Annotated in this window: 13 protein-coding genes; 7 read left to right on the top strand and 6 right to left on the bottom strand. The window is 46.1% G+C overall.

The window, feature by feature from the left end; all coding sequences use genetic code 11:
* Positions 1–67: 67 nt before the first annotated feature.
* Positions 68–2,323, bottom strand: a complete 2,256-nt coding sequence (locus tag FS373_RS05885; protein ID WP_152828932.1) for an ABC transporter permease subunit — start codon at positions 2,321–2,323, stop codon at positions 68–70.
* A 183-nt stretch (positions 2,324–2,506) separates the two neighbouring features.
* Here FS373_RS05885 and FS373_RS05880 point away from each other — a divergent pair, with 183 nt between their 5' ends.
* Positions 2,507–3,007, top strand: coding sequence for a glycine cleavage system protein R (locus tag FS373_RS05880; protein WP_152828931.1), 501 nt, complete (start codon positions 2,507–2,509; stop codon positions 3,005–3,007).
* A gap of 265 nt (positions 3,008–3,272) precedes the next feature.
* A complete protein-coding gene (locus FS373_RS05875; RefSeq protein ID WP_152828930.1) occupies positions 3,273–4,088 on the top strand; it encodes a DUF2797 domain-containing protein in 816 nt (271 codons plus the stop codon).
* Positions 4,089–4,177: 89 nt separating this feature from the next.
* Here the strand turns inward: FS373_RS05875 and FS373_RS05870 are convergent, their stop codons facing one another.
* Positions 4,178–4,582, bottom strand: a complete 405-nt coding sequence (locus tag FS373_RS05870) for a cupin domain-containing protein (RefSeq protein WP_152828929.1) — start codon at positions 4,580–4,582, stop codon at positions 4,178–4,180.
* A 204-nt stretch (positions 4,583–4,786) separates the two neighbouring features.
* On the opposite strand from FS373_RS05870, the gene FS373_RS05865 reads away from it, so the two are divergent.
* The 3 genes from FS373_RS05865 to FS373_RS05855 all read left to right on the top strand — a co-directional run bounded on the left by FS373_RS05865 (position 4,787) and on the right by FS373_RS05855 (position 9,322).
* Positions 4,787–6,925 (top strand): TonB-dependent receptor, encoded by a 2,139-nt coding sequence (locus FS373_RS05865; protein WP_152828928.1) that lies wholly within the window; start codon positions 4,787–4,789, stop codon positions 6,923–6,925.
* Positions 6,926–7,392: 467 nt separating this feature from the next.
* Positions 7,393–8,322, top strand: a complete 930-nt coding sequence (locus FS373_RS05860) for an esterase/lipase family protein (RefSeq protein ID WP_152828927.1) — start codon at positions 7,393–7,395, stop codon at positions 8,320–8,322.
* Positions 8,323–8,347: 25 nt separating this feature from the next.
* Positions 8,348–9,322 carry a lipase chaperone family protein gene (locus tag FS373_RS05855; RefSeq protein WP_152828926.1) on the top strand — a complete coding sequence of 325 codons (975 nt, stop codon included), beginning with the start codon at positions 8,348–8,350 and terminating at the stop codon, positions 9,320–9,322.
* Positions 9,323–9,376: 54 nt separating this feature from the next.
* Here the strand turns inward: FS373_RS05855 and FS373_RS05850 are convergent, their stop codons facing one another.
* Positions 9,377–9,805, bottom strand: coding sequence for a hypothetical protein (locus tag FS373_RS05850; RefSeq protein WP_152828925.1), 429 nt, complete (start codon positions 9,803–9,805; stop codon positions 9,377–9,379).
* A 30-nt stretch (positions 9,806–9,835) separates the two neighbouring features.
* Positions 9,836–10,342 (bottom strand): DUF4136 domain-containing protein, encoded by a 507-nt coding sequence (locus FS373_RS05845; protein WP_229380946.1) that lies wholly within the window; start codon positions 10,340–10,342, stop codon positions 9,836–9,838.
* 327 nt (positions 10,343–10,669) lie between these two features.
* On the opposite strand from FS373_RS05845, the gene FS373_RS05840 reads away from it, so the two are divergent.
* Together FS373_RS05840 and FS373_RS05835 are read left to right on the top strand one after the other, a co-directional pair.
* Positions 10,670–11,263, top strand: coding sequence for a LysE family translocator (locus FS373_RS05840; RefSeq protein WP_144047366.1), 594 nt, complete (start codon positions 10,670–10,672; stop codon positions 11,261–11,263).
* 116 nt (positions 11,264–11,379) lie between these two features.
* On the top strand, positions 11,380–11,946 hold the full coding sequence (locus FS373_RS05835; RefSeq protein ID WP_152828924.1) for a DUF1415 domain-containing protein: 567 nt from the start codon (positions 11,380–11,382) through the stop codon (positions 11,944–11,946).
* A gap of 89 nt (positions 11,947–12,035) precedes the next feature.
* On the opposite strand, the gene rihA is transcribed toward FS373_RS05835, so the two are convergent.
* Together rihA and FS373_RS05825 are read right to left on the bottom strand one after the other, a co-directional pair.
* Complete coding sequence (gene rihA / locus FS373_RS05830) at positions 12,036–12,977, bottom strand: pyrimidine-specific ribonucleoside hydrolase RihA (RefSeq protein ID WP_144047368.1); 942 nt, start codon at positions 12,975–12,977, stop codon at positions 12,036–12,038.
* 159 nt (positions 12,978–13,136) lie between these two features.
* Positions 13,137–13,679 carry a GNAT family N-acetyltransferase gene (locus FS373_RS05825; RefSeq protein ID WP_144047369.1) on the bottom strand — a complete coding sequence of 181 codons (543 nt, stop codon included), beginning with the start codon at positions 13,677–13,679 and terminating at the stop codon, positions 13,137–13,139.
* Between the last annotated feature and the right edge of the window lie 59 nt (positions 13,680–13,738).

Genomic DNA, 13,738 nt, shown 5'->3' with positions numbered 1-13,738 from the left:
AACTGTAAAACCCATATATTCATGTTCATATATATATTCATCATTTCTTTGCTACTAAAATGAGCGATTAAAGTGAGCTATAGCGTTCACGTAGACGCTGTCTCACCACTTCGGCAATAGTGTTGAAAATAAAGGTGAAAATAAACAGTACAAAAGCCGCCAGGAAGAGTACCCGATAGTGAGAACTGCCTATGGCCGACTCAGGTACTTCGACGGCAATATTCGCCGCCAGGGTGCGCATGCCCTGAAACACACTCCACTCCATGATAGCCGTGTTACCTGTCGCCATGAGTACGATCATGGTTTCACCAACCGCGCGTCCAACTCCCATCATAATGGCGGAGAAGATGCCCGGACTTGCAGTAAGCAATACCACTCGAGTGAGAGTCTGCCAGGTGGTCGCACCCAGCGCCAAACTGCCATTGGAAAGATGACGAGGCACAGAGAACACCGCATCTTCGGCTATCGAGAAGATAGTTGGTATGACTGCAAATCCCATGGCGATACCCACAACCAGCGCATTACGCTGATCGAAGGTGATACCGAGTTCATTGGTGATAAATAATCTTGAATCACCATCAAAGAAGGCGATTTCCAATGCTGGACTGATAGCGAAAGAGAACCAGCCGACGAATAAAATCACCGGAATCAACATCAACTCCTGATAGGCTTCAGGCAAGTACTCTTTAGCCTTACCTGGCAAGTTATGCCAGATGAAAGCACTGGTTAGTATCGAGAGCGGCAAGAGAGTGAGTAAGACTAAGATCCCCGGCAAGTGGTCCTCTATCAAGGGCGCCAGCCATAAACCGGCAAGGAAACCGAGTATTACCGTAGGCAAGGCTTCCATGATCTCGATGGTTGGCTTGACGATGGAGCGTACTTTAGGCGTCATAAAATAGGCGGTATAGATGGCACCGGCAATCGCCAAAGGAGTGGCAAACATCATGGCATAGAAAGCGGCTTTCATGGTACCAAACGCCAATGGCATCAGGCTCAACTTAGCTTCAAAATCATCGGATCCCGAAGTCGACTGCCACACATATTTTGGCTCAGGATAACTTTCATACCACACCTTGCTCCACATGGCGCTCCATGACACTTCAGGGTGAGTATTTGAAACACTGAACATATGTAACTTGTTGTCAGCTTCGACCACTAAGGCGTTAGAGCGTGGGCTGAAGCCCAGGGTGCCGGGATTCTTTAAGTTAAAATCTTTGGAAAATAGTTTTCTTTGGCTCGTGGTATAAAGCAACGACAACTGGCCATTATCGCTGATAGTGACAAAGCTCTTTCGATAAAATTCAGAGGCAACACTCTTAATGCCGCCATGATTTCTAAATTCGCGTATCTCTTGATACTGACGCCCTTGCTTACCATTCACCTGAAAATACTGTTGTACCAAACCTGAATCGTAACTCACCAACAGAGAGCTTGCCCCTGCTAGCAGGCTAACATTTGTGACGTTGACACCAGTACGCCCCAACTCTAATACTTGACTCAGGGAGACAGCTTCGGCATCTCGAATATCATAGACGAAGAGTTTATTGTCTGATCTGAGCAGGAGTTGACGCTGATTAGGAGTCATCAATTGTTGCTGAACACGTACCGGAGCATCGTCGATGATGCCGTTATAAGCAGACCATTCGACCTCTTCGGTCATCATGTTCTCTTCACCCTCCTGACGTGACAGACGCCAAATATTATCATCTCCCTGATAAGCAAAGGTCATCTTATCGCTACTGTAATCGAATGCGAGATTGTTTATCGATTGCCCCTGTTCATCGACAGTCATAGGCGTCTTGCCGTTAGGGAATCTCAAATTAGGTGTGATGAGTCGCTTATTGTCTGGATAAGTCACACCAAACTCGATACCTGCAATGATCACCTGACCATTATCGAGTCCGAAAGCAAACCTCTGCTCACTTGGCACCGAGGCTGAACTACTGACAACTTGACTACCCTCGGGAAATTCCAGCTGTTCAGTTTCAATTAATTTTGATGAGCTAACATCATAAAAATCGACTCGACCAGTTTGAGAGACACGGTACATGATCTCATTTTGTTCATCGCTTCCAACCATCAGGGCCGGAACTGAATCCTGGAGGTCCACGCTCGATACTGGTGACACTTCGGCATCATCGAAGATAGGCTTGATAACATAGAGCAGATAAAAGAAAATTAACAACAGAGCGATAAATACCATAGCTCCGCCGATAGTCACCCCAATTTGAGTCAACTTATCCTTAATTGCCCTGCTGCTTGAGCCTCTCCCCATCAGTAGGTTATGAGCCTTAGAATCAGGTTGTTTTACCTGAGTTTCCATTAGAACCTCGTTTATTAAATAGCCAGTAGACTTTTCACTGGGATTGTTTCAACTGCTATGCTAACAATAGCTTAGAAACATTCTCATTATTCTGATGTGTGGCATTATATGACGTAAAGATGACACTAGTGTTACAGTGCCTAATCAAGGATGAAAACAATTAAAGACAGGAGAAATATCAATATGTTACGTTATTTAGTTACACTGCAGGTTGCAGATAAAAAAGGACTAGTTGAACAGATAGCCCACGCGGTGAGTCGCCATGGCGGTAATTGGCTGGATTCTGAACTACGTCATATCGATGGTATCTTCGCCGCCATACTCCTGTTAGAGGTGCCTTCGTCCAACTGGGACATCTTAATCGAAAGCCTGGAATGTATCGAAGGCTTGAGCCTGACCTATGCCAAGACCAGCAAACAGCCCAATAAACTACAACATCTTAGCTTCTCACTCGTCGCCTATGACAGACCCGGTCTGGTACACGAGATCTCCAACAAAATAAGCGCCCAGGGTATCAATATCGAACACTTCAGCAGTCGTTATGAGACAGCCTGCCACACTGGCATCGCCTTATTCAGAGCAAACTTCGATCTCGGCATGAAAAACCCCGAGCAAGAGGAACAACTATGTGAAGCACTTTATGCATTAGGTGATGATGTGGTACTCGATAAGATAAGCCGCTAAAGCAGACTTGACCCAATAGCTATCCGACCCAAGAAAAAATAGACTCAGTCTCTACATCGAGGAGAACCTTTCTCTTCGATGACTTTATCTTCGATTACTCCCCTGCTCACTTAGCCTTCAGAATGCTTCTTTACATAATCACTTCGCAATCGGTTAAATCAATCAAGAATCAAACCAACAATCTGATATGATGAGAAACATAAGATCGTTAATGTCATGCTCAAAATTATAGGGAACGATAGAGTTTCCAATGATAGGAAAAAATATGTTAGGAACCATCAAGAAGATGCGCGCCACACTGGATGATAACCAGCAGGTGCAGTATCAGTTGCCTATAGGCGATGATTTATTAGACATGAATCCGCTAATCGGCACCAGTGTCACCCTCACACATACAGGCAAAATATGTTGCAGTAACTGTGGTAAGCGCACCAAGAAGAGCTATTCTCAGGGCCATTGTTTCGTCTGTATGAGAAAGCTGGCCAGCTGCGACATGTGTATCATGAAGCCCGAAACATGTCATTTCGCCGAGGGGACATGCCGCGAGCCTGAATGGGGAGAGGCTAACTGTTTCGTGCCCCATTACGTTTACCTGTCAAATACCTCAGGACTCAAAGTTGGCATCACACGTCACACCCAACTCCCGACCCGATGGATTGATCAGGGTGCCACCCAAGGTTTAGCTATCTTGAAGGTGTCGACCAGACAGATCTCTGGACTCGTCGAAGTCGAACTAGCCAAGATGATCGCCGATAAGACCAATTGGCGCACCATGTTAAAGGGCAATGCACAAGACATAGATCTAAAAGCGAAAGCCGCAGAATTACTGCCGGAAGTCGAAAACAAGATCCATGAAATATGCATGGCACATGGCGACTACGCCATTGAGAAGCTCGATGAAGAGATACAGAGTATCCACTTCCCCGTCACCGAGTTTCCAACCAAAATAAGTTCGCATAACTTCGACAAAGAGCCTGTGGTCAGCGGCATATTGCTCGGCATAAAAGGTCAGTATTTAATCTTCGATACTGGTGTGATCAATCTACGCAAGTTCACCTCCTATGAGATTAGCGTCGGCTAAGCTGAGTCAATAAGCAGTTTAAATAAAAAAGCTCATGAAAATCATGAGCTTTTTGTTTAGCGATTAAGATGGATTATTCCTAATAAATATTAGTGTTTATGATCTAAAATAGTCACTTTATCCCCTTGCTCAGCCAGATAAAACACCACGATTTTGGCCGGCTCTGAACTGATGTTTTTTCCATAATGAGAGGTATTAACCAGTTCGATAAGCGTGTCTCCAGCTTTCAGGTTTTTCTTTTTACCGTCGCGGGTGTACACCATCAATTCACCACTTAGGAGTATGCCGGCATTAATCACCGGATGCTGATGCCAGGGCAGTTCCTCACCAGGGGCTATGACAATCTCTTTGATCGTCACTTCAGGCTGGGTCAATGAGTATGCAGGCAGTTTATTCCCGTCCCATGACTCGGTAGATTTGATCAGATCCTTAGAGGTGGCGGCACCAGCGGTCAATGATGCGAACATCAGAGTGGCAGATAAAAGCTTTAACATGAACATATCCTTACTATCAATAAATTTATCCAATCAGATCTGAGCGTTTTCATCGGTCATCATACATAAAAATGTGATCAGAGGCACAAAACCACGTCAAATCAAATACAAGCTGCAACATGGGTGAATTAAATGTAAATAACCTTTCAATGATACCGATAACGATTATCATTCGCGGCACTTTTGTTACATTCAGGACCACACATGTCATTCTCACTTAGCAAAACGGCCATTGCCACGCGATGCGCACTGCTTTGCCTCGCACTTCCCTCACTCTCCGCCTTAGCCGATGATAACGCCCGCTCCATGGAACGTATGATTATCACAGGAAGCCGCAGTGTCGAGCGCATCGATGAAGTGCCATCTTCGGTCACCCTGATCGACAACAAGATGCTTAAGCAAGATATGTTGGTCAGCTCAGAATTGCAGAACATACTGGCGTTCCGCGTACCGGGAATGGCGCCAAGCTCAGGCACCTCCAGTAACTCGGGGCAAACATTACGTGGTCGAAAAGCGCTCGTCATGATAGATGGAGTGCCACAGTCGACGCCACTAAGAAATGGTCAGTTAGGCATTCGTTCCATCGATGCCGGAGCCATAGAACGCATCGAAGTGATCAAGGGCGCGACCTCAATTTATGGTAATGGCGCATCGGGCGGTATCATTAACTACATCACTAAGAAGGCCAGTAGTGACGATAAAGCCAGAGTCCAGCTAGGCGCATCGAGCAAGTTCAGCGCAGTAAAGTTCGAAGATACTCCAGGTTATCGCTTCGATGCATCGATAGACGGTACTGTCGATAAATTCAGTTATGTATTGAGTGGTGCAATAGAAGAGACAGGTTTACAGCGCGACTCGGAAGGCGATGTGATCGGCCTTAAATACGGATTGTCTGAGAGTAAATCGAAAAACTTATTCACTAAACTCGGCTATGCTTTCGACGAAGAGAAGTATCTTCAGCTGACCTATAACTATTACGATGCTCAACAGGAAGCAGATTATGTTGATGTGGTCGGTAGCGTCAATAGTGGCGTTAAGACCTATGCCATCAAAAACACCTCGGGTGATGCAAAACTGGGGGTACCTCAAGGTCCCCGCGGTAACCACAACCTGATGCTAAAATATGTTGATGAAGAAATATTTTCCAATACTCAGCTAACAGTCGATGGCTATGCCCAAGTTATCGAAAACATGTTCTTCTATTCGCCAACTCTGTCGAACCCCAGTGAAGGTTATGCCGGCGGCCAGTCGCTGATTAAGTCCGATAAGAAAGGGTTACGAGTCAACTTCAATACACAAGTTGATTGGGATGATATCGAGGTCAGCTTCATCTATGGCCTGGATGCCCTCAACGATGTTAGCTCTCAACCCTTGGATGACGGCCGGATCTGGGTGCCAGAGATGGACATGACCAACTTGGCCGCCTACCTACAGACCAAGATAGTGATAGACGGAGACTGGATTGTTAAAGCCGGTATTCGTCAAGACAGTGTCGATCTCAGCGTCGATGACTACCAGACACTGAAAGTGTGCAAAGGTGCCGATACCTGCTCAGTCCCTATGGACGTTAAAGGGGGGGATATCGATTATGACACCACCACCTTCAATGTCGGTATCAGATACAATATGAATGAGTATTTCAGCCCATTTATGAGCTTCTCTCAAGGCTCCGACATCTCAGATCTTGGCCGATTATTGCGTACCGCTACCGTCGATGATATCTCGCTTATTCGTACCGAGGCCTCAATCGTCGATAACTATGAACTAGGTTTGTCGGGGCAATTTGCGAACTTGACCTATGAAGTTGCCGCCTATCGCAGCAATTCAGACCTAGGTACCGGCAGTAAATATATAGTGGAAACTGGCGTCTATATGCCAGTTCGCGAGCCACAGAAAATTTGGGGCTATGAAGCTCAGCTTAACTATCAGATACAAGACAACTTAAGCACCAGCGTCAGTTACAGCTGGGTAGAAGGTAAAAATACCGATAAAGATACTTATCTCGACGGTAAAACCATCTCGGCACCTAAGTTCACCGCGACACTCGACTGGCAGCCAATAGAGAAAGCCAGAATCGGCCTAAACTATCTTTATGTTGGTGATCGTAAACGCTTCGAGCCAGTCGATGGTAAGTACGTCGGCACACAAGGGCCTGTTAGCAGCTATAACATAGTGAATTTGAGTAGCAGTTATCAAATTGACAACTGGCAGTTGTCTCTGGGAATCGAAAACCTGCTTAATGCAGACTATTACTCGGCTCGCTCCCAAGCATATACCTATTCAGGTTATAACACCAAGGGATTAGGCACTACAATAAACCTTGGAGTGAAAACCAGCTTCTAATTTAACCCATGATTATTGATGAAGGGCGAGCATTAGCTTGCCCTTCTTTTTAGCCATTTTGACTAAGATATTAATAAAAACCACGAAGAGATGACCTCCTCCAGTTACAGCATAATACCCTTTTCACCCCGCTTCTCAATAACAAATCTAGTCATAAATATGGCTAAACACTAAAATTGCAGATACACATAAGCTAACGGTCCAAAAAATATTTTCATTAGCTGCCGCTAAAGCTCCCACTGTCTTAAACAGGTCCGACATCTCATGCCGCCACTCAGCTTACTCACCAACCGCACGTTTTAAACACGCCCACAGCTCTTGTCCTACCTGAATTTTAATAGAAAACATAGCTTGATCCCCCCCGTTTATTAAGATAACAATAATGACAAGCGTTCACTTTTTATACAGAGCGCTAACAATAAAATACTTATTCAACAAGACAAATTAACCAGCCCCTGGGGAATAACATGAACAGATGGACCTACACACTGACAATTTTGCTCTTGAGCTTATCAAGTTCATTCAATGCGACGGCCAGCACGTCAACATCGGCAACACAATATCCCATAGTTCTGGTTCACGGCTTATTTGGTTTCGATGATATCTGGGGTATAGATTACTTCTACCGGATACCACAAGCACTACAGCGACAAGGCGCACAGGTATTTGTCGCAAATGTTTCACCGGCGAATTCAAGCGAGGTGCGAGGGGAGCAATTACGCAGTTACGTCCAAGCCGTTCTTGCACAAACTGGCGCCGATAAAGTCAACCTGATAGGTCACAGTCACGGCAGCCCAACCATACGTTACGTCGCCAGTGTCAGCCCTGAAATGGTGGCATCGGTGACCTCTATCGGCGGCGTAAATTGGGGCAGCAATGTTGCCGACTTCGCTCGCAGTGCAATACCAGTCGACTCGGCAATAGAATGGCTTGCTCAGCAAGGTTTTAATACCTTAGCCTCGATCATTGCCGGGATCTCCGGCAATAGCGGTCTGCCGACTGACACTATAGCAGCGATGGAATCACTCACTACGGCCGGCTCTGTCGCATTTAATCAGCGCTATCCAGAAGGCATACCAGCCCAATACTGTGGCCAAGGTTCAGCACTCGCCGACAACGGTGTGTACTACTTCTCCTGGTCGGGTTCCGGTCAACTCACCCACGTGTTCGATGTCAGCGATTACCCATTGAGTCTAACGGGTCTGCTATTTAATGAGCCCAACGATGGACTGGTATCAAGTTGTAGCTCGCACTTAGGCTTAGTCATCAAAGATAACTACAAGATGAATCACTTAGATGAAGTGAATCAGACTTTCGGTCTGGTTAGCTGGTTTGAAACCAATCCTGTCACTCTATACAGACAGCACCTAAGCCGCTTAGCCCAACTCGGACTCTAATCTATTTAATAGGATAGGTATAAACATGAACGACAGAACTAAGCCAAGCCAGAAATTCACTAAGCTTATCGGCATACTTGGGCTGATTTCGTTAATATTACTCAGCCTTGGTTTGGTTCTGTATCCGACTATCACTACAGAAAATCGAAGCTCGGCAGCCAAGTTAACCAGTAAAACACCAGAACAAGAGCCATCACTTAGGTTACAGATTGAAGATGCTCAACCCTCACAGTCACCTAAAGTGATCTGGCAGCCATTAAAAATGGAGCTGGCACTAAGATGGAAGTTCGATGACATCATCTTAGAATACCAACAAAATCAAACGCCCTTAGAATCTCAGCTAATCCAGCTGGCTCATACTCTAGCGCTAGACTCGACTGAACTAGCCTACCTTTTGGCCTTATTCGGACGTTATCGTGACTATCAATTGGCTCTTATTGAGATAAAAAATCTCAGTCCCAGCATAGATGAAGATATGCAGATGAGCCAAAGCCTTGCGTTTATCGAGCAGGCTCACGATAGCCAATTTCAATTTTTCAGTGAGCAGGAGATCCAAGCCTTCTTCGCACAGGACAATGCTTACGACCAACAGGCGATAGCCAGAGCGGCCATCAGACAAGATAACTCCCTGACCCCAGCACAAAAGCAGCAATTACTGGCACATCAGATAAGTCAGTTAGATGAGTCAGAGCAACAAGCGTTGCTTCCCAGCTTTCAAGCCGAAAAAATTGCCGCTATGCTCGATAACAGGCAAGTTCAACCACCGGAGATGACACCGGAAATCTCAGCCAGAGTAGAGAAAGTAAGAATAGCGCAAGATGAGTGGAAAACGCGGGTAAGAGGCTATCAAGAGTTTCAGCTGACGATAAAGGAAGAGTATGCGGATACAGAGGAGTACGAGCTAAAAATTGCAATATATATTAAGCAGAATTTCACCTCGACAGAGGTAAAGCGATTGCAGGTTTTTTTAACAAATCCCAGTCTATATGATGCCAGCTAAAGCCCCAAATAGAACAAGCCCTTGCGGGCTTGTTCTATGCGGGTCTAATACGAATTAGTCTTTGTCTGCCAGTTTCTTGCCCATAATGTCCAGCTTACCTTTCTTAGAAAGCCCGGCAATGGCCAGGGTCTGGCTACCGACGCTGTCATAGGTTAAATCGATAGACTCGATTTTAATATCACCTTTAGGTACGCTGATACTACGGCTCGACAGTCCCTTGGTTAACAGACCTAAATTGTCCACCGTCTTGCTCGTGCCGTCACTCATATGCAGTACGACTTTATGCAGGTTCACCGAACCTTGGGTGCACTTTAACTTGATATGAGTGACACTTTTCTCGCTGTAATGAGGAGTTACCGTATCGGTTTCAGTTTTATAATCGACGGTCTTATCTGCAATTTTAACCCAATCTGCAGACGCTAAACCTTGAAACGAAATCAGCGTTAATGCCAATACCAAGATTCGTGTCATTGAAAATTTCAAAATCCTTCTCCTAAACTTCTATCTTTAAAATTAAACGCTAGGAATGCTTCCCAACATTAAAGAGATAAGTTCGTCAAAACGTTGCTGTCTCTGTTCACCAGACTGCTTAAAGTCGGTAAAACCTTGTGCTAACACTCGCCAAACTGGCTGTAGTTGCATAGGCTTAAATAGCGCCACTAACACTGAGCCTTTCTCATACTGATCGCTATCGATACCAGCAGTCGATAAGCCAGCCACTAATCCGGCTTCCTTCAAGATCTCGGCATCACTCATGTTGGACTCGAGTGCCAAACCAAACCCTATCAGCAGATCCGGAGACTCATCGATGGACACGAGTCGATAACCTTTAGACTCCATCATCTGAGTGATCGAGGTGCGCATATGACGAACGACTTTTTCACTGTTAATTCTCTCATCCGCAACCACATTTTCCAATGAGGGATGCCAGGCAAAACGAGAAGTTTTTTCAGAAATGAAACCTAGATCACCCGTAGTCACCATAGTCGTGCGCATTGGGCTGGTTTCAACATGGTCCACAGTGACGCAAGCCGTCAAAAATGTGATTAAAAATAAACAGATTAGTTTTTTGATAATGAGGTTCCTTTTCGATATCAGAGCTTGGCACTCAACAATTTTTCAATGCATCAACAATAACATTGCAAAGGTTAACCTAACCTGACTCATAAGTAACCAAAATGGAGAACATTTGCCTATGGGCCATCTAGAATATTAGCACTTAGAATACTTGTCTTAGCATGCTTAACTATCGACCAGGTTATGAAAGTGAGTCCCAGTTGCAAATTTAGCTTCACTGTCTCACCAATTTAGCTAATATGGCTTCCCGATTTCCCCTACAGGTCCAGTATGGAACTCATTTTAGCTATTGCTCTGTTTGCCTTCTCGTCCGGGATAACTCCGGGGCCAAACAACGTTATGTTGATGAGCTCAGGGGTCAACTTTGGCATTAAACGTAGCCTGCCGCACTTAACTGGGATCTGCCTTGGTTTCCCTTGTATGGTACTTGCCATAGGTTTAGGCATGAGTGCCTTATTCCAGACCTATCCGGTCATTCATTTAGTCATCAAATATATAGGCATTGCTTATCTGCTCTACCTCTCATGGCTTATCGCCAATAGCAGCAGTAAGATGGAAGGCAAACAGACATCGAATCCATTAAGTTTCATACAGGCGGCAGCCTTTCAATGGGTCAACCCTAAAGGCTGGATAATGGCCGTGGGCGCAATAGCCACCTTCACCAATCTTGATACCGCATTAACACCCCAAGTATTGACTATCGCGGCTGTTTTCCTCGGCGTGGCCTTTCCCTGCGCCATGACTTGGTTAGGTTTTGGCGTCGCCTTAAAACGCCTACTCAAAAATGAACGGCAACAGAAAATCTTCAACATCTCTATGGCACTCTTACTCGTGGTGTCGATCATCCCCATGGTGTCGCCATAAGCCAAGTTATTTAGTAGGATAGGTAGTAAGTTCAGCACTGATCGCTTGCGCACTCTGCCTTTCCTCCTTATCCTTGCCCACGATGTATCACCAAAACAGATTAAGGCTAGCCCCGCATGTCACAGCACGAACAAGACAAAGAACTTCAGCTCATCGCGCAGCAGACTCAAAGTTGGGTAGAGCAAGTGATAATGAAGTACAACATCTGTCCGTTCGCTCGCCGGGAAGTCGAACGTGGCAGCATACGCTACGCGGTGATCGATGAGTCCAAGATGCATAATGTACTCGAAGCCTTGATAAAAGAGTGTAAGTTGTTGGATGACAATCCAGATGTTGAGACCACCCTGTTTATTGTCCCCCGTGGTTTCGAGGGCTTCTACCCTTATCTGGATCTGGTCGATGTCGCCAACAATCTGCTTATCGAACAAGGCTATGAAGGCGTATACCAGCTAGCCAGTATGCATCCGGATTACTGTTTCGACGGCGAACCTATGGATGAACCATCGAACTACACCAATCGCTCCCCCTACCCTTTACTCCATATCATTCGGGAGGCCAGCATGGAGCAAGCACTAGCCAGCTATAAGGATCCTGAATCCATTCCCGAGCGTAATATCGAGTTTACCCAGCGTAAAGGCAGTGACTTCTTCGCCAAGCTACTCTCCCAATGCATGAAGAAATAAGCCTTACAGATATCCATCAATGAGCGCATTCTCTGATAATAAGACATGCGCTCAAAACGTCTCGATTTAAAAAGCTAGTCGAGTGAAGGCTATTTATTATACGCCTGCAAACATTCGACGATAAGATCGACAAAACCCTCACGATCCACATCGAACAACACCTTGGCATTCGGCTTATTACCCGACAGCTGATAGCGGTCCACGACTGTCATGCCTTGGGTATGCTCTCCCTTAGTCTCGATACCAACCCACACATCTTGGGCAGTAAACAGCTCAGGTTTCAGCAGCCAGGCTATGGTGCACGGATCGTGCAGCGGCGCCCCCTTGAGTCCCCACTTAGGGTCTTGATGATAGATCATGAAGAAATCCAACAGACCTGCGACGCACTGAGCAACCGGATTATCTATGGCGCGAATTCGCTCTATATCTTGCTGCACAATATACGCTTGGTGAGTCACATCCAATCCGCACATGACGATGGGGATACCTGATTTAAACACCATATCGGCCGATTCAGGATCGACAAAAATATTGAACTCGGCGGCCGGCGTCCAGTTGCCCGCAGCCGCGGCGCCTCCCATCAAGACTATGCTGTCTATCTTAGTGTGCAGCTCGGGATGGCTAGCCAACAGCAGGGCGATATTGGTCAAGGGGCCCGTGGGGTTAAGAATAACCGGAACCTCACTGTCTCGAATTTTCTGCGCCATCAACTCCACCGCGCTGAGCTCGACCGGAGCGAAAGCCGGATCTGGCAGCTTAGGGCCATCCAGTCCGGACTCTCCATGAACATTATCGGCAATGATCAGCTCTCGAGCCAGAGGCTTAAGGGCGCCACCGGCAACGGGCACGTCATATTGCTCCAGCAAGGTCAGTATGCGTAGCGCATTATTCAGTGTCTTATCCGGAGTCTGATTTCCTGCACTCGTGGTCACAGCCAGCACATCCAAGGCTTTAGTGCTAAAGGCAAGAATAAGGGAGATGGCATCATCATGCCCGGGATCACAATCACAGATAATGGGACGACTCGTCATACTATTTACTCCTGAAAAACCAAAAATGACCTAAGTGGCCTAATAATTTACCTAATTGAATTAATATCAATCGCTATGAAAGAGTGTACCTGAGGTTAAAGGGAAATCTGTGAGTCAGTCTGCAAGCTGAAAATCTGGAGCTAGCTGAACCAGATTGAATCATAATAATTTACACATGGGGATGCACATAAGCTCAATACCCGTTGGGTGGCGCCAGCGAGTCTCATCTCCGGCGTTAAAGCCTAACTTTTTATAAAAACCGACGGCATTTAATGAAGATGACAGTGACAAGGTCTTAACGCCCGCTTTTTTGGCCTGCACTTCAAGCTCGATTGCAAGCAACTTACCTATGCCCATGCCTACGGCTTCGGGGTCAACAAAGACGGCCTCTAAACGACATTGAGCCGCATCAATAAAGCCAAAACCCAGAATCTTTTCTGGGGTATCCCCCTGGATATTGCTACCGCATTCTCCCAGAGCTTCAGCGACTTGTTCTACAGAGAGTTCATCGACCAATTCAACGGCGACAATAGCGCCGAGAGATAACAGGACCTCAGTGAACGCTTCCGGCATGGGCGAGCCAGCCCAGGTTTGCACCTCGTATCGGGTATAATGCGTACTGCATCCCTCTAATATGGCATCAGTCCTTATCTGCCAAATCCGGCTCACATCCTGTGATGTCACGGCTCGTGTCGTGATCATGGCTTCTCCTTTAGTTGACCGTTTTTTAACTGAATATCAAAAGCCTGCGGGGTTAATTT

This window comes from Shewanella sp. YLB-07 (genome assembly GCF_009377275.1).
This window is presented reverse-complemented; position numbering and strand designations above follow the sequence as displayed.